We start from the raw sequence: 16,835 nt of genomic DNA, 5'->3' as shown, positions 1-16,835 counted from the left end.
GGCGTCTCGTCAGGGCGGGTTTAAGACCCGCCCTGATGCGCTCTTGTCATAGTTGCATTGTTCCCGCAACCTGCTATACTACGCGCAAATAGTTTCGCTGCCAACTATCATGGGTGATCGCTATGCAGCTTCGTTTTTGGCGCCGGCGCGCGCTGTTGGCGCTCGCAGTCTCGTTGTGGCTGGTGTGGTCGCTGGCTGCCTTGCCGATTGCGGCGCAAACCACGCCTGATCCCAAAACCGTCACCATTCCCGGTACGATTCAACGTGTGCTTGGTTGTCCCGGCGATTGGCAGCCGTCGTGCAGCATTACCTACCTGACCTACGACCCCGCAGTTGATGTGTGGAGCGCGCGGTTTGACTTGCCGGCAGGCTCCTATGAGTATAAAGTCGCGCTCAACGATAGCTGGGCTGAGAATTACGGTCTTAATGCCCGCCGCGATGGGCCAAACATTCCGTTGCAGGTGTCTGTACCTACCACAGTGCGTTTTGTCTACGACCACAAGACCCATTGGGTGACTGATAGTATCAACACGCCGCTGATCGTTGCCGTAGGCGATTTTCAGCCCGCGCTCGGTTGCGCTGCCGCCGATGATCCCACCTGCCTCGGTTCGTGGCTGCAAGACCCTGATGGCGATGGGTTGTATACCTTTACCACCAATCGCATTCCCGCCGGTGAGTATCGCTTGCGGTTGGCGATTGGTGAGACGCTGGGGGGTGCGATTGGTGAGGGTGGCCCCAATGGCCCGCCGTTTGTGATGAAAGTTGCCGAAGGCGGCGAGGTGTACGTCGGCTATAACGCAGGGAGTGGTGAAGTGACGATTTCAACCGCCGGTGCGCCAAAGGGCGATATTTCGCGCGCTCGCGCTTATTGGGTTGATGCCGAGACGATTGTGTGGAATGTGATCGGCACACCACGGTATCGTTACGCCCTGTTTAGTGACCCGGCTGGTGCGATCAAACTGACGCCGCAAGGGGTGATGGGTGGGCAACGGTTTGATCTGACCTTTACCCCGGCCGGCCCCGGCCCGGCATTAGCCAAGTTCCCGCATTTGGCCGGCTTTAGCGCCTTTAAGCTGCCGCCGCTCGACCGCGCGCGCCTGATCGGTCTCACCCGCGGCCAGTTGGTGGTGGCGATGTACGATGAGAATGACCAGCCGCTCGATGCGACCCGCGTGCAGATTCCCGGCGCGCTTGATGCACTCTTTCCCTACGACGGCCCACTTGGCGTGACCATCGAGGACGGCTTGCCCACGATCCGAGTCTGGGCGCCAACCGCTCGACAAGTGCGTTTGCACCGCTTCGCCGATGTCAACCCTGATACGCGCGCAGTGGTCTTACCGATGACGCTCGATGCTGCGACCGGCGTCTGGAGCATTCGTGGCGAGGCAAGCTGGATCGGTCAGTATTACCTGTTTGAAGTTGATGTCTATGTGCCGAGTGAGGGCCGGGTAGTGACGAATCTGGTCACTGACCCGTATTCAGTGTCGCTGAGCGCCAACAGCACCCGCAGCCAGATTATCGATCTGAACGATCCGGCTTTGCAGCCGCCCGGATGGGAGACGTTGCCCAAGCCACCGTTGGCCGCGCCCGAAGATGTGGTGCTCTACGAGCTGCACGTGCGCGATTTTAGCATTCTCGACGAAACAGTGCCGGCTGATTTGCGCGGTACCTTCCGCGCCTTTACCGTGCGTGAGAGTGTTGGGATGCGTCATCTGGCCGAACTGGCCGAGGCCGGGGTGACACACGTTCATCTCTTGCCGGCGTTCGATATTGCCACCATCGAAGAGATTCGCGAGCGGCAAGTGCCGTTGCCTTACGAGCAACTGCGCGCGCTGCCGCCTGATTCGCCTGAGCAGCAAGCTCTGATCGAGCCAATCCGTGATCTCGACGGCTTCAACTGGGGGTACGATCCCTATCACTACTCAGTTCCGGAAGGCAGTTATAGCACGAACCCCGATGGCCCGCAGCGCATCCTTGAATTCCGTGAGATGGTGCAGGCGCTCAACCAGACCGGTTTGCGGGTCGTGATGGATGTGGTCTACAACCACACTAACGCCAGCGGTCAGAATCCGCGTTCGGTGCTCGACCGGATCGTGCCCGGTTATTACCACCGGCTCGACGGCGACGGCAATGTGACGACTTCGACCTGCTGCGCTAATACTGCCACCGAGCATCGTATGATGGAAAAGCTGATGGTCGACTCGGTGGTGTTGTGGGCGAAACAGTACAAGGTCGATGGCTTCCGCTTCGACCTGATGGGCCACCACATGAAGGACAACATGCTCGCGGTACGGGCGGCGCTCGATGCGTTGACCCTTGAACGCGACGGGGTGGATGGCACATCGATTATCGTTTACGGCGAGGGCTGGAACTTCGGCGAGGTTGCCAACAACGTGCGCGGCATCAACGCGACCCAGTTCAATATGGCCGGCACCGGCATTGGCACCTTCTCAGACCGGCTGCGCGATGCAGCGCGTGGCGGCGGCCCCTTCGATGATCCGCGCTTGCAGGGGTTCATTTCCGGTCTCGCCACTGATCCGAGCGACTTTCCGCAAGGCACGCCCGATGCACAGCGGATTAAGCTTCTTGCCGAAACCGACCTGATTAAGCTAGGGTTAGCTGGCAATCTTAAGACGTACCGCATGGTCAACTACGAAGGCCGTACCGTGCCCGGCGAGCAGATCAAATACCGCGGCGCCGCCGGCGGCTACACACTCGATCCGCAAGAGCAGATTGTCTACGTGTCAGCGCACGACAACGAGACGCTGTTCGATGCGGTGCAGCTCAAAGCGGCTGCCACCACGCCGATCGTCGAGCGGGCGCGCATGGCGCAACTCGGCCTCTCGCTGACCGCGCTGGCGCAGGGCATTCCCTTCTTCCACGCCGGCGATGAACTGCTGCGCTCGAAATCGCTCGATCGCAACAGCTACAACTCGTCCGATTGGTTCAATCGGATCGATTGGCGTGGCCAAGAAAACACGTTTGGATCGGGATTGCCGCCGGCGGGAGACAATCAGAGTAACTGGCCGATCATGGCGCCATTGTTGGCCAATCCTGATCTCAAACCCGATGCAACGCTGATGCGGGCCACTTACGACCACTTCCGCGAGATGCTGCGTATTCGTCGTAGTACGCCACTCTTCCGGCTACGTACCGCCGCAGAGGTCGAGCGGATGGTCTCGTTCTTCAATCATGGGCCGGATCAGATCCCCGGCCTGATCGTGATGAGCATCAGCGACAACGGCCTGACGCGACTTGATCCGAACATTGGGCAGGTGGTGGTGCTGTTCAACGCCCGGCCTGATCCGGTGACAATCACCATTCCCGAACTGGCCAACGGCGATCTACGCTTGCACGATGTGCAGGTCGCTTCGAGCGACGAGCGGGTGACACAATCGCGCTACAGCGCTGATGGGACATTCAGTGTGCTCGGTCGCACCACAGTGGTGTTCGTTGGCCCGCGTCCGTTGGTGGCAGCGCCTGATCCCGTGCCAACGGCTACCTCGGTGTCAGCGCCTACCGAGGCGGTTCCTACCCCCACGGCCGAACCGGCACCGGTTGCTGGCGGTAGTGGCGCGCGGTGGTGGGTGTGGATGGTGCTGGCAGTGATAGCGTTGGGTGGGGCGGGGTTGATCGTTGCACGCCGTCAGCGGTAAACGCAAAGGCGCAGAGGGGGTAGAGTTTATTATTGTAGGGGGCTTAAGTACGACTGTACTAACACCCCCAATTTCAAACACCTTTGCGCACGTTGCGTTCTCTGCGCCCTTGCGTTTCCAATTCTTTGCGGCTACCGTTCAACATTGGCGGCTAATTCAAGCAGCCGCAAAATGCGTGGCGCCATTGCTGCCGGGTCGCGGTGCAGGCCCTCGATCAACAGCGCGTTATCGTAGAGTTGCTCGGCGGCCAGCGGGATCAGCGGGTCGTTGGGATCAGCGGCAGCGCGGCGAGCTAGCGCAGCGATCAAGGGGTGAGCCGGGTTAAGTTCCAAGATGCGCGGTCCGGTCTGCACCTCATGGCCCAACATCTGCTGGATGCGCTGCATCTCGCGGCCAAACGCCGCCTCATCGGCGACCAAGCGGGCCGGGCTATCGCGCAGCACCTTCGAGGCGCGCACCTCTTTCAGCCGCTCGCCCAAGGTTGCTGCAATCCGTTCGGCCAGTGCGGTAAATTGGGCATCGTCAATCGCCGGTGTGGGCCGCTCAACCTCACCGGGCAAATCAAGCTCACCCTCGTCAATGTTGCGTAAGCGCAGACCCTCATACTCGCGCAACCCCGACAGCATAAAGCCGTCCATGAGGTCAGTAAAGAGAATGACCTCGATGTCGCGTGCGCGCAGCGGATCGAGGTGCGGGCTACTGAGCGCCGCCTCGCGGCTGGCCGCCATGAGGTAGTAAATCTCCTTCTGGCCGGGCACCATGCGCTCTTTGTAGGTAGCCAGCGTGATCCACTCGTCACCGCTCTTAGTCGTCTGCACGCGCAGTAGCTTGAGCAAATCGTTACGGTGCTCGTAATCGGTTGCGATCCCCTCTTTGATAAAGGGGCCAAACTCTTGCCAGAAAGTGCGGTATTTTTCGGGATCGCGTTCGGCCAGCTCGTTCAGCTCTTTGTTCAGGCGAGCAGTGAGCGTCTTGCGCAAGCGCTGCATCACCGGCGAGCCGCCAGCAGTACCGCTCTGCACACTCTCGCGCGAGACATTTAGCGGTAAGTCTTCGCTGTCAACCACACCTTCGATAAAGCGGAAGTGGGCCGGCAGCAGATCCTTTGCCTCTTCGAGGATCAACACCTTGCGCGAATAGAGCTTAATCTGGCCTTCGATCCGCCGTTCGAGGATACCACGCTCGCGGCGGGACGGGATGTAGAGAATTGCGTGCAGATCAACCGGCGCGTCGGTCGAGATATGAATATAGCTGAGCGGCGGCTGACTATCAAGGGTCAGTTGGCGGTAGTAGTCATTGTACTCTTCGGCGGTGACATCGCGCGGCGCCTTACGCCAGATCGCGGTGCGGGCGTTAATCTGGCGGCCATCGAGCATAATCGGGAAGGCGACATAGTTCGAGTGGCGGCGGACAATCTGTTCGATCCGCCACGGATCAGCGAACTCGGTTGCATCCTCTTTGAGATGGAGGGTAATCGTGGTGCCGCGTTGGGCGCGCTCGGCGGGGCCAACAGTAAAGCTATCGCCTCCGCTCGATTCCCACATCGCCGCCGGCGCATCGGGCCGATACGACTGCGACACGACCGTCACCTTATCGGCAACCATAAATACTGAGTAGAAGCCGACGCCAAATTGACCAATGATTTCGCTGGCGGTTTGCTTAGCCCCTTCGCCGGCCTGTTTCACAAACGCGCGCGCCGCCGACTGGGCAATCGTACCGAGATGCTCGACCATCTCCTCGGCGGTCATACCGATACCGGTATCGCTGATTGAAAGCGTGCGCGCCTCTTTGTTGACCTCAATCGTGATTTGCGGTTCGAGTTCAGGATTGCGCACCTCGCGGTTGGTCAGCATCTCGAACTGCACCCGGTTGATCGCGTCGGAAGCGTTCGAGATCAACTCACGCAGGAAGATTTCGCGGTCGGTGTAGAGTGAATGGGCCAGAATGTACAGCACCTGCTGTACTTCGGCCTTGAAGGTATGAGATTGTCGTCCGGTTTCCGTCAACGGTTCCGTTGTCATACGCCTCCCTCGCTATTGCTGAGAGATGAATGAACCTTGGCAAGCACCCACAACGCTAAGCGCATACCACCAATGCTACCATGCATTGTAATCTCTCAGCCGGCGCTTGATCGTTAGAGACATGTTGGAAATCGGCGCGCTCAGCCGCCCAATTCCGACATCCCGCGCAGGGTTGGTTTCACGCCTTCGGGGAGGCCGTGGCCCCACGGTTTGATGTAAACGGCGTGGCGAATTATCTGCTCGATTTCATCAACAGTAGCGCCATTGCGGACGGCGGCCCGCAGATCGACCTCATCGTCGCGCAAGAGGCAGAGGTGGAGGCGGCCATCGGCAGTGAGGCGCATACGGTTGCAGGTCGAACAGAAGGGATCGCTCACGCTCGAAATAAAGCCGATCACCCCCTTGGCACCGGGCAAACGGTAAGTGCGAGCCGGATCACTCGGCGCATGGCCAATCTCTTCGAGCGGGCCGTAGTGCTGTTCGAGGCGAGCAATCAGCTCGGCGCTTGACACAATTCCCTCTTCGGCCAAGCCGGCCACTCCGGTCAGCGGCATCACCTCGATAAAGCGAAATTCCCACGGTCGTTCCAGCGTCAGCCCAGCCAAGCGCACGACCTCTTCATCGTTCATCCCGCGCACCACGACCGCATTCAGCTTAATCGGATGCAAACCGGCAGCGTCAGCCGCTTCGATCCCAGCCCACACCTCATCAAGATTGCCGCCGCGGGTCATTATGCGAAACTTCACCGGATCGAGCGTATCAATACTAATGTTGACCCTATCCAGCCCAGCCTCACGCAATGGTTGGGCCAGCTTGCGCAAGCGCAGAGCGTTGGTGGTCATCGCGATATGCTCAATCCCGGAAATCCGTTTCAGTTCGCGCACCAGATTAATCAGATCGTGACGCAGCGTCGGCTCGCCGCCGGTCAGGCGCAACTTGCGGAAACCGGCGCGAGCGGCGGCGCGAATGACGAGCAGCAACTCATCGTTGGTGAGCAACTCAGGGCGGGGAGCAAACTGCATGCCGACCGCAGGCATGCAATACACACAGCGCATATTGCAGCGGTCGGTGAGCGAAACGCGCAAATAGTCGATCCTGCGGCCATACTGGTCGAGAGCGGGAGTATCGGTGGCGTAGCGGGGATGGCGGGATGGCTCGTAGAAGGTGATTGGAATTGTGCCGGGGAGCGGCTTAGCAGCCATGCATACACCTCATCGTGAACACGCAACGACGCAACGAACAGCCAAACCAACTAAAGATGTGAACAGCATTCACCCTCACCCAAGCTCTCGCCCGGAAGGGGAGGGCGATGAGTACCCTAGGCTAGGGGCGATGGTCCCCTTGATAAGCGGGCCAGCGGTCTGCGCCCCGTGCAGCCTCCACCCTAGCTCTCGCTTGGAGGGGGAGGTAGCTCCCACCCTAGCCCTCACCCCAAGGGGGAGGGGGATAGTGCTTGCCGCCGAGCGGGGAGCTACGAACCGGGTCTTCGAGTTTCCTTACACCGTCGCGTACTGCAACACCGAAATCCGGGCAGCAACTTGACGGGCCAATTCGCGAAAGATATTGGCGTAGGCATCGGGCGCGTCGCTAATCACAGCGGGCTGGCCGGTATCGCCACCCTCGCGCACGCTCATACCAAGCGGAATCTGGCCGAGCACCGGCACCCCTAGTTGATGGGCCAGCCGCTCGGCGCCGCCACTGCCAAAGATGTCGTAACGCTTGCCGGTATCAGGTGCAATGAAATAGGCCATATTCTCGACCACGCCGAGCAACGGCACATTCACCTTGCGAAACATCTCCATCGCCTTGATCACATCGATCGTCGCCACCTGCTGGGGCGTGGTGACAATCAGCGCGCCAGTCAGCGGCAGGCTTTGAGCGAGGGTCAGGGCCACATCGCCGGTGCCGGGGGGCATATCGATAATCAGATAATCGAGCGGCGCCCATGCCACTTGATAGAGGAACTGGCGCAGCAATTGGCTGACCATCGGCCCGCGCCAGATCACCGGCTGCGACTCATCGATCAAAAAGCCAACCGACATCACCTTAACGCCGTGATTGCTCAGCGGCAGCATCATCGGCTGGCCGTTAGCGTCGCTTACCGCAGTTGGCTGGCCGCGCACTCCCAACATCAACGGCAAGCTCGGCCCAAAGACATCGGCGTCGAGCAACCCGACCTGTGCGCCCATTTGAGCCAACGCCACGGCCAGATTGGCTGCTACAGTGCTTTTGCCGACACCACCCTTGCCGGCAGCTACAGCGATGACATTGGCCACCCCGGGAATGGCCGACTGCTCAGGAATGCCGGCGGGCCGGCGCACATTCGCGCTAAAATCGACATGTACCTCTTTCACGCCGGGAACGGCGCTCACCGCGGCGACGACCTCATCGCGGATCTGATCTTTAAGCGGGCACGCCGGGGTGGTCAACTCAATCGTACAGCGGACGATCCCATCACAAATCGCAACATGCTTCACCATTTGGCGCGACACCAGATCGCCGCCCAACTCTGGCTCTTGCACCTGCCGCAACGCGGCCAAAATCTGCTCTTCTGTCACCTGTGCCGGCTGCTTGCCAGAAAAGAGACCCATCCCTCTACTCCATAAAACCTAACTGCGTATCTCTTAGCATTATACCAGAGAATTAAGAAAGAATGATGTTACTAAAGTGGCAAAATTCGCGCTTCTTCCTTGACAGGCCATAGCGCGATTGATATACTCACCATAAGGCCATATCGATAGGATCATATACGTAAAGTGGTGATGCCGGCCATGAAAGTTGAGCGCAGAGAACAAGGGGCGACGCGGCGCAGCATCTTGCAATTGTTGCGCCGGCACGGAGAGATGAGCGCCGTTGAATTGAGCGCCGCGCTCGAAATCGGCGCGGTTGGCATCCGCCAGCACTTGACCGCGCTCGAGCGGGAAGGGCTAGTCTACATTAGCGGCTTGCGCCGGAACGTTGGCCGGCCAGCGCATCTGTATGCGCTTACTGAGCGGGCAGAGTCGTTCTTTCCCAAGCATTACGAACGGCTGGTCTGCGAGCTGATCGAGAGCATGGCGGCAGTTGGCGGTGACGCGGCAGTGAGTGAAGTGCTTGAGCAACGGCGTAAAACACTCAATGCTGATCTTGCGCCCAAATTGGCCGGCAAGCCGCGAGCGGTGCAGGTGGCCGCGTTAGCTGATATGCTCGCCTCACAGGGATATATGTGCGAATGCGAGCAGCTTGATAATGGCGATTTGCTCATGACGCAGTACAACTGCCCATTCGATTGTGTTGCGCGCCGTTACCCGCAGATTTGCGATCAAGAGTTGCGGCTCTACGAAGATCTGTTGGCAACATCGATCACCCGTGATATGACGATTGCCGAAGGCGGGCATTGCTGCCGCTATCGTATTCCGGTGTAGCATTAGTTTGATAATTCGCGGTACAATAGAGATACGCGTGAGCTGACGGCCAATGGTGGCCGTCATTGTTTGAAAATGTCTCGGAGGTTACTCATGGCATTTGAAGTTCCACCGTTGCCTTACGCCTATAACGCGCTCGAGCCGTACATTGACGAAGCGACGATGCATTATCATCACGATAATCACCATCAGACCTACGTCACCAACCTGAACAACGCCTTGACCAACTACCCCGATTTGCAGGGTAAGACGATCGAAGAGCTGCTGAGCAATCTGGAAGCCATTCCCGAAGCTATCCGCACTGCGGTACGCAATAACGGTGGCGGGCATTGGAATCACACCTTCTTCTGGGAGATTATGGGGCCGAACGCCGGCGGTGCGCCCACTGGTGAGCTAGCCGCTGCGATTGACGCGGCCTTCGGTAGCTTCGATGCCTTCAAAGAGCAGTTCAAGGCGGCGGCGCTGGGCCGTTTCGGTTCGGGATGGGCATGGCTGGTTGCCGGCAAGGATGGCAGCCTGAGCATTATGAGCACGCCGAACCAAGACAATCCGCTGATGGAGGGCAAGACAGCCATCCTCGGCATTGATGTTTGGGAGCATGCCTACTATCTGAAGTATCAGTACAAGCGGGCCGCCTATGTTGATGCGTGGTGGAATGTGGTGAATTGGGCGAAGGTGGCCGAGCATTACGCGGCGGCGAAGGGTTAAGACAACGACAGTCGGCTGGAGTGCGGCAGCTTGGCTGCCGCACTTTATGGTTTTCACTCTCTTTGCACGGGTACCGCTTACCGTATCACTAATGGCGTAAACACCCGGCTCCGAACCTGTAGATAGCGCGCTACTCCGTAAAACGACTGGTTGTCGATCAGCGAAAATGTGCCGCCGGCCCAACGCATGTGATCGGAAGCGCATAAGACACTTCTAATGGAGCCGATATTGCTAAGCGCGGTATAGGTGGCGATAGTCTGTTGGGCGCCGGTTGCCGAGATGTTGGCAATAAGCGGCTGACCCGCTGAAGATGAGCCACCTAGCCAGATTGCATTATCGGTGTTTTGGGCGCAGATCGTGTTGACCGACTGGACGCCGTTCAGTCCCGGAAATGTGTTGTCAAAGGCGCCTGTGCTGGTGAGACGGGCTATGGTTGGTTGGGCTGTATTGTTGACTCGGGTGAAGATCCCGCCGGCGATGATCGAGCCATCACTTAAGACGGCCAGACTATTCACTGTTGATGGATCACCGGCGTCGTTGGTAAAGGCGGGGGCAGTAAATTGATTGTCAATCGTCCCATCATTATGCAGCCGGATCACCCCCATCGTGCCGGCAACCAGTATCTTGCCGCCAGCAATGATTGCCACATCGTAGACAGCTCCACTCGTACTGATGTCCATATCTACCGCACTGAGATCGGCGCGCAAGCGGCGCAGCGAGCCGTTGTTGCCGATTAGCACCTTGCCATCGGGTTGCTGGGCTAACACCCATGGATCATTGTAATTGTTCAGAGCTGATAGATTTGTGACTTGCTGATCGGTATTGATGAGATATAATCCGTCATTTGTCCCCACGAGGGCGCGGCCATCAGCCAACGCTAAAGCGATTCTGCCCCACCTGCGCGGTTGATCGGCGAACGGCGCGAAATCAGGCTCGAGACGGCCATCGGCGAGCAGGCGGGCGATCCCGTAACGGGGTTGCCCGTTCACATGCGAGAACGATCCAACCACCAGCACACGCCCGTCTGGATAGAGGCTCATACCCATAATGTCGGCTTCGTTGCTTACCACTAGATTGTAGGCGGGTATGCGTTCGAGGCCATCATTGGCAAGATCAAGCAGTGCCAACCCATTGAAAATTCCGATTTGGCTTGCGTGCTGTGGCGCACTGTTGCCGCCAACCCACAGTTTCTCATCATCCCGCAAGGCGAGAGCAAATACATCAGAAGTCTCACTAAATTGTGTAAGCGTGTGGAATGTGCCATTGGCGGCATAACGCCATACCTCGCCGCGGTGAATTACCGGTGATCCCTGTACGCAACTGAAAGTATACCAGCCGCCAACCAGAAAACCCCCGTCGGGCAGCGGCAGCAGCGCGGTGATCTCTGCCAGCCACGACGGCGGCGTTTCGGGAAGTGGTTTGCGTATACCCTGTGGCGTATACCATGCAAACGACTCATCATTGCACGGCGTCGAAGATCCCACGACTATCGTTCCATCCTTCAGGACGGCGATCCGCCGGCTGATTCGCCAACCTCTCGGCACGAAATCGGTATCAAGCGCGCCATTCGGCTGCAACCGCGCTAGTCCGGCTTGCGTCACGTCATTGTACGTTGTGAAATCGCCGGCAATGAGATATCTGCCATCGTTTTGGCGGGCAATACTGTACACAGCGGCATTGGGGCCTGTTCCCGGTTGAAACAACGTGTCGGCGGAGCCGTCAAGATTGAGCCGAGCAAGATAAGGGGTAGGTTGCCAGAAGTTTCCGCCGACGACGATCTTGTTGTTATCGAACAAAAGTGTATGCACGATACCAAGAGTCTCGAATCGCAATGAGTCATCAATTTGGCCATTGGCATGCAGGCGGAGGAGATAGCGCGATCCGGGTAATGACTGAATCCTAAACCATCCGCCAATCAGTATCTTACCGTCCGGCTGCACGGCTGCCGCGTTAATAAGCCGTATCTTGAGGCGTGGGTCAACTCGAAACGATGGATCGATCGAACCGTCGGCGTCCAAGATGGCTATCCCTTGGGCGGGATGGTTGCCAATTGCGATAAATTCCCCCGCTATCAGCATACGATCGCCGCTAAGCGGGACAAGAACCCTTACTGTGCCGGGCCTCGTAAACGTAGCCGTTGCTACCGGTATGAGATCGGCCGTGGTAGTTGCCGAAACGGCTGTCGGGAAGGCTGTTGCTACGCTATAGCACAAGGCGAACACGAGACTGATCCGGCGAATGAAGCGGGACATTGCGATCTCCTTCCTGATGGTTGCTGATGCGAGTTATTGATAAGTTGGAAGGCGACCTTGTGGAGAGAAGTATCTAAATAATAAATTATTGAAACGAATTCCGATCTAATATACTAACGCTAAACTGAATAAGTGGTGTGAGCTGCGGTACTATCTTGTCTAAGGCGATGCCAGCGGAGCATCTAGCACGGTTCATCACTATCGACAGCAACTTCGATCATCTTCATGTTTGCTGTGCAGGTCTGTTGCAAAAATCTTGGGCGTTTATGCGGCAAATTCATTACTTTGCTTAATATAAGTTGTTCGTATTGTATTCCTGTCTTGATGTTCAAACATGCGTAATCTGCGTGTCGTCTCGTTGAGAATCTGCAACGCATTCTTCGTCACAACTTGGGCTATATTTGTGGGGACGAACGATAAGGCGAATGTTGTTGTCTATGAAGGGTCGGACTTACCTTACACATACACACTCCAACCCCACTATTCCCAGCCGCCGGGAATAGTGGGGTTGGTTACGGGCGCTCAGCCTGCTTATGGCACCCGCGCGTCCGGGTTAATCCGGTACGTGTTAATGATCGCGTTCGTCTTGTCGATCAGCGTGTCAAACTGCTCTTCCGGCACCAGTGTAGTCAATACGGCCACTTTATTGCCGCGCTGTTCGATGAAGCTGTTGCCCAACATTGACGCCTGCACATTATTTGATGCGGTGGACGTGTATCCCCAGACAAGTAGAATGCTGCCGTCGTTCTGTGGGCGAGGGTCTTCGTAGAAGAAATCGGGCTGGTTGCCGAATACATTCACGAGATAGGCAACCAAACTTATCCACCAATTGATCATCGCTATACTGCGTGCGATCTTCGAGTACATCCACGATAATCACGGCATTGTTCGTGGGATCGGTCCAGACCATTATCAACTCACCGGGCCGGCTACTGTCGGTGAGCGTCCAGTTAACCGGCAGATCGATACTAAAGACACCCGACGGGTGCGAATAGGTGCGCAACTGGCCGATCTCAACCGGGGCCAGACTGCCGCTGCTCGTATTGCCGCCGCCGATGGTAGTGCTGCCGAGCGTGGCGCTGGGATCGATGGCATACGTCTTGATGATGTCGTCGGTCTGGTTGCGCAAGGTGTCAAACTGCTCATCCGGCACGAGGGTGGTCAAGATTGAGACCTTGTTGCCACGCTGTTCGACAAAGCTGTTGCCGAGCAAGGTGACTTTGAGATTGTTATCGGCGGTGGCGGTATACGACCAGACTACCAGTTGGCTACCATCATTCTGGGGGCGGGGATCTTCGTAGAGAAAGTCGGGCTGATTGCCAAAGCGATCTGCGAGGAAGGTGTTGAGTAGATTGACCAACTGGCGATCGGTAAAGCTACGGTTATCCTCAAAGATATTCACTAAAATCGCACCATTGCCGGTTGGGTCCGTCCAGATCAGCAACAGCTCATCGGGCGAACTATTGTCTTGCAGCGTCCAGTTGTTAGGCACATCGATGCGGAACACGCCGCTCGCATGGCGATAGGTTACGAGTGGGCCAATATCGACCAGCGCTAATTGGCCGCTTTGGGTTGAGGCAGCGGGCGGCGATGGGCGTGGCGTGGCGGTTGGTTCAGGCGGGCGGGTGGGGCGAGGGGTGCGGGTGGGAGCGGCAGCGGCTTGGGTGGGGGTTGCGGTCGGCGTGGCATTGCCACCGCTGCAAGCGGTGAGGGCAACGATGAGCAGACCGACAAAGGCGACGAACCAGTACCGGTGAGCGAAAAACATACAGCCTCCCTACAACGAGCGCTTTCCTGCCGTCTTGCCATTTAAGACGGTAAACGACCTTGTGGTATCGAATTTGAGCAACCGTGAAGGTTGCATGCATATACGCTCTATCTGCAGAGAGGTTGCACTGCCGGCAGACAGATCGTACTGCTACTATAGCATTGCGTGGGGCTAGAGGGAATGGGGGATTTTCACGATAGTGGCAGCGGGAAGCAGCAGTACCCATATGCTTCATCCTAACAGAGCATATAGGCGCCGTGATACGCAAAGAGGTTCGCTTATTATTCACAACTGACTATCAAATGTGCTTTCACGGACGATTGACGCCAAGGCAAGGAGATGTTCTACGCGAAGTACTTGTAAACTTGATCCTGCCGATGCGCCGAAACGATCGGCATACTGGCAACATTCACGAAACGGGCCTGTTCCCCATTTGTCTGATTGCACCGATCCCGGATTCTTCAACAGTTCATACATCACGCCGCGCCCGCGCACGAAATCATCAAGATGGTCTGGGTTGAGCCGGTAGTACATAGCGATCAAGAACAATACCCAGAACGGATACGACTCAGGCAATTGGTTTGCTAGCGGATGTTCTTGATAAATTCCATCACCCGCTTAAACCGGTTCACGATCTTGAGCATAGTGCGCGGTACGAGCAGCGAGCGTAGTGACAGTAATTGATCAATTTGCTGCACACCGGGGAAGTCGCCACCGCGTCATTGTTGGGCCATTTCACTAACTCTTCGGTACGGCACTTTGTGTGGAAGATGTACTTGCCTAATAGCCATCTGCTCGACATTGCGCGCAATGCCTAATTCGTATTCCACCTCGATCAACTTTTCTAGATAGCGCAACCCATAAGCAAGATCTTGGTCTTCGCTTAAGTATTCGCGGTATCGGCCAACAATAGCGCGAGCAGCGGCAATGTGATCAAGCGCCAGCACATAGGTGCATCCTTCCACCAGCATATGCACCTTCAGCCACTCAAACATGCGCACCATTTGTTCGGGCGAGCAACGGTCAAGGTCATCAATGAAGATAACCAGCCGGTATTGTTTCTGCTTCGTTGCATCAGCTTCGTGCGCGCTGTCCAGAATGGCCTCGACTAACTCGGCCATCTTGCCCTTCACGTCATCACGGTAGAATGGCCAGAGGGATTTGGAGCGATTCGTCTGCGATTGTGGCTCGGTCACATCGATCTCCTTCCGAATGCACCATACACTGTGTTGAATGGTTCTTGGCCTATGTCGTGAAGGTGTTATTGTCAATATCCTAAAATTGCAAAATGTTATAGAAAGGAAACAACTTTATTCTTGAGGCAGCGTAGCAGCTAAGTTGATCAATCGCTTGGATTTTCGTCAAGGAGAGGAGCATATTGGGAGCGGGTCTGGGCAAAGTGTTGACCCATACGTCTTTAGAGGCGCACACGAGACGACGAGATTTGGAGTCGATCGGCGTTTCCCCGGCATGCTCGGCGGTCAGCCAAGCGCCAGTCTGTGCGGGAAGCGTATTACTCGCAAAACCGTTATCTCTGGCGTTCCATTCCTGACAAATTTGCCATCTAAGTATCCGGTGCTACCCCCTATAATAGAAAGCGACCGCCGCTGCTGCGAGGGGGGATTGCATGCGCTGTTATGTTGCCATCGTATTGATCGTTTGCTCGCTGCTTTCGGTATCGGTGGCGGCTGCCCAATCGCAGCGAACATTTACCCTCGATTTTGAAGGTTTTCCTGATAATCAATCGATCGACGCTTACGGCGGGCTAGTGTTTCAATTTGGCTGGCGGTTTGGCGATCTGCGCAGCGGGCGCTACAACGCACCTTTCCCCGCGTCATGCCCTGATTTCGGCGGCACCTGCGCCTTTGCGGTGAATGGCAACGGTTTTGCGCGGGTGAGCGGTGCCGGTACCGGAGCGATTGCACTACCGGCGGGTGTGGTTGCATTTAGTGCGGCAGCCTCCACCTCAGACCCGCTCACCTTCACGGCATTCGCTGCTGGCGGCATCGTGTTGGGGACGGCGGTGGTTGTGCCGAATACCTTTACCGGTCAGCTTGATCGGGTGACGCTGACCGCGCCGCCGAACCAGACTATCGCGACGATTGAGGTTAGCGGCACGCGCGACACGTGGCTGATCGATGATGTCCAGTACACGGTGGATCTGGCGCGCGGCGGGCGTCCGGCTCGTCTTACCTTAGCGCAGCGAGTGGATGATGTGGCACGGCCCGGCGAGGTGGTGACGCTCGATCTGGTGCTGGAGAATTATGGCCGTGGGTCGGTGTTTGATGCAACGATCGAGCTACCCTTTGATGACAATACGTTGATCTTGCTTGATGCGACGCCGAGCCGGGCTGGGGTGTGGGTGAGCGAGGTGCAGTCGGGGTTGATTACGATCCGCACCGGCCCGCTGGCCGCTAACCGTGATCTAGTGAGGATGACTATCCGCTTCCGGGTGCGGGATGATGCGCCGCATGGGGTTGCGATTGGCCGCGTGGCTCGTTTGGCCTACCGTGACAGCGTGACTGACTTTGGCCACGGGCAGAGTAATGTGCCGCGCACCACCATTGGCCCCGGCCCAGAATTGAACCACTGGCGCGCGCCGGAGATTACGGTGGCTGGTTCAACGCTCACCTATGCTGCCGCTGGCTTTGCTCCCGGCGAGCCAGTAGGGATTTGGTATAACCCACCTGATGGTGCGCCGCCGGTGGCGGTAACAACGGTGCGCGCCGATGGTGATGGGCGGGTGAGTGGTGAGCTGTCGCTGCGTGATGTCCCTGCTGGTGAGTATTCGTTCGTGTTGTTTAGTCATCATTCGCAACAGACGTTCGTGGGCGGGTTTGCGGTGGCCGCATCCCCATGAAGCGTCGTGAGCTGCACGGCCGCGCGGGAGAGAGCCGCACCGTCGGGCGGCTTTACTAGGTGGGGGTCTCTGCACCCGGAGGGGGGATAGCGCCGGGGATTGGTCTAACAACAATCACTTGACGCGCCTTTGCGTCCTTCGCGTCTTTGCGTTTGTCAACTGCTGC

12 protein-coding genes are annotated in these 16,835 nt (G+C 57.4%); 4 read left to right on the top strand and 8 right to left on the bottom strand.

Going from position 1 to position 16,835, the window contains the following annotated elements:
• Window positions 1-122: 122 nt before the first annotated feature.
• On the top strand, window positions 123-3,656 hold the full coding sequence (gene pulA, locus Q1A59_RS06220) for a pullulanase-type alpha-1,6-glucosidase (protein WP_298401015.1): 3,534 nt from the start codon (window positions 123-125) through the stop codon (window positions 3,654-3,656).
• A gap of 131 nt (window positions 3,657-3,787) precedes the next feature.
• Here pulA and htpG read toward each other — a convergent pair whose 3' ends face one another.
• The 3 genes from htpG to apbC form a co-directional block, all read right to left on the bottom strand.
• Complete coding sequence (gene htpG / locus Q1A59_RS06215) at window positions 3,788-5,677, bottom strand: molecular chaperone HtpG (RefSeq protein ID WP_298401012.1); 1,890 nt, start codon at window positions 5,675-5,677, stop codon at window positions 3,788-3,790.
• Window positions 5,678-5,817: 140 nt separating this feature from the next.
• Window positions 5,818-6,879, bottom strand: a complete 1,062-nt coding sequence (gene moaA, locus Q1A59_RS06210) for a GTP 3',8-cyclase MoaA (RefSeq protein WP_298401010.1) — start codon at window positions 6,877-6,879, stop codon at window positions 5,818-5,820.
• Window positions 6,880-7,173: 294 nt separating this feature from the next.
• Window positions 7,174-8,268, bottom strand: coding sequence for an iron-sulfur cluster carrier protein ApbC (apbC, locus tag Q1A59_RS06205; RefSeq protein ID WP_298401007.1), 1,095 nt, complete (start codon window positions 8,266-8,268; stop codon window positions 7,174-7,176).
• A 180-nt stretch (window positions 8,269-8,448) separates the two neighbouring features.
• On the opposite strand from apbC, the gene Q1A59_RS06200 reads away from it, so the two are divergent.
• Both Q1A59_RS06200 and Q1A59_RS06195 read left to right on the top strand, forming a co-directional pair.
• The gene (locus tag Q1A59_RS06200; RefSeq protein ID WP_299644392.1) at window positions 8,449-9,081 is read left to right on the top strand and encodes a metalloregulator ArsR/SmtB family transcription factor; all 633 of its coding nucleotides are present in this window, start codon (window positions 8,449-8,451) and stop codon (window positions 9,079-9,081) included.
• A 93-nt stretch (window positions 9,082-9,174) separates the two neighbouring features.
• On the top strand, window positions 9,175-9,789 hold the full coding sequence (locus tag Q1A59_RS06195; protein ID WP_298401003.1) for a superoxide dismutase: 615 nt from the start codon (window positions 9,175-9,177) through the stop codon (window positions 9,787-9,789).
• Window positions 9,790-9,866: 77 nt separating this feature from the next.
• Here Q1A59_RS06195 and Q1A59_RS06190 read toward each other — a convergent pair whose 3' ends face one another.
• The 5 genes from Q1A59_RS06190 to Q1A59_RS06170 form a co-directional block, all read right to left on the bottom strand.
• On the bottom strand, window positions 9,867-12,041 hold the full coding sequence (locus Q1A59_RS06190) for a delta-60 repeat domain-containing protein (protein WP_299644389.1): 2,175 nt from the start codon (window positions 12,039-12,041) through the stop codon (window positions 9,867-9,869).
• Between the two features lie 531 nt (window positions 12,042-12,572).
• Window positions 12,573-12,722, bottom strand: coding sequence for a hypothetical protein (locus Q1A59_RS06185; protein ID WP_298400999.1), 150 nt, complete (start codon window positions 12,720-12,722; stop codon window positions 12,573-12,575).
• Between the two features lie 13 nt (window positions 12,723-12,735).
• The gene (locus Q1A59_RS06180) at window positions 12,736-13,809 is read right to left on the bottom strand and encodes a hypothetical protein (RefSeq protein WP_299644385.1); all 1,074 of its coding nucleotides are present in this window, start codon (window positions 13,807-13,809) and stop codon (window positions 12,736-12,738) included.
• 285 nt (window positions 13,810-14,094) lie between these two features.
• Window positions 14,095-14,343 carry a hypothetical protein gene (locus Q1A59_RS06175; protein WP_299644382.1) on the bottom strand — a complete coding sequence of 83 codons (249 nt, stop codon included), beginning with the start codon at window positions 14,341-14,343 and terminating at the stop codon, window positions 14,095-14,097.
• A 185-nt stretch (window positions 14,344-14,528) separates the two neighbouring features.
• Window positions 14,529-15,005, bottom strand: coding sequence for a P-loop NTPase fold protein (locus Q1A59_RS06170; RefSeq protein WP_298400994.1), 477 nt, complete (start codon window positions 15,003-15,005; stop codon window positions 14,529-14,531).
• A 431-nt stretch (window positions 15,006-15,436) separates the two neighbouring features.
• Between Q1A59_RS06170 and Q1A59_RS06165 the strand changes: the two genes are divergently transcribed.
• Window positions 15,437-16,669, top strand: a complete 1,233-nt coding sequence (locus Q1A59_RS06165; RefSeq protein WP_298400992.1) for a hypothetical protein — start codon at window positions 15,437-15,439, stop codon at window positions 16,667-16,669.
• Window positions 16,670-16,835 lie beyond the last annotated feature (166 nt).

It is taken from the genome of uncultured Chloroflexus sp. (assembly GCF_937951745.1).
Taxonomy (GTDB): domain Bacteria; phylum Chloroflexota; class Chloroflexia; order Chloroflexales; family Chloroflexaceae; genus Chloroflexus.
Note: the sequence above shows the minus strand (reverse complement) of the source record. Positions and strands in the feature narration are given on the sequence as shown.

Bases quoted from the DNA above. Each gene is read 5' to 3' on its own strand.
- pulA (WP_298401015.1), top strand. From the start codon at position 123: ATGCAGCTTCGTTTTTGGCGCCGGCGCGCGCTGTTGGCGCTCGCAGTC.
- apbC (WP_298401007.1), bottom strand. From the start codon at position 8,268: ATGGGTCTCTTTTCTGGCAAGCAGCCGGCACAGGTGACAGAAGAGCAG.
- Q1A59_RS06200 (WP_299644392.1), top strand. From the start codon at position 8,449: ATGAAAGTTGAGCGCAGAGAACAAGGGGCGACGCGGCGCAGCATCTTG.
- Q1A59_RS06175 (WP_299644382.1), bottom strand. From the start codon at position 14,343: ATGTACTACCGGCTCAACCCAGACCATCTTGATGATTTCGTGCGCGGG.
- htpG (WP_298401012.1), bottom strand. From the start codon at position 5,677: ATGACAACGGAACCGTTGACGGAAACCGGACGACAATCTCATACCTTC.
- Q1A59_RS06195 (WP_298401003.1), top strand. From the start codon at position 9,175: ATGGCATTTGAAGTTCCACCGTTGCCTTACGCCTATAACGCGCTCGAG.
- Q1A59_RS06190 (WP_299644389.1), bottom strand. From the start codon at position 12,041: ATGTCCCGCTTCATTCGCCGGATCAGTCTCGTGTTCGCCTTGTGCTAT.
- moaA (WP_298401010.1), bottom strand. From the start codon at position 6,879: ATGGCTGCTAAGCCGCTCCCCGGCACAATTCCAATCACCTTCTACGAG.
- Q1A59_RS06180 (WP_299644385.1), bottom strand. From the start codon at position 13,809: ATGTTTTTCGCTCACCGGTACTGGTTCGTCGCCTTTGTCGGTCTGCTC.
- Q1A59_RS06165 (WP_298400992.1), top strand. From the start codon at position 15,437: ATGCGCTGTTATGTTGCCATCGTATTGATCGTTTGCTCGCTGCTTTCG.
- Q1A59_RS06185 (WP_298400999.1), bottom strand. From the start codon at position 12,722: ATGTTGGGCAACAGCTTCATCGAACAGCGCGGCAATAAAGTGGCCGTA.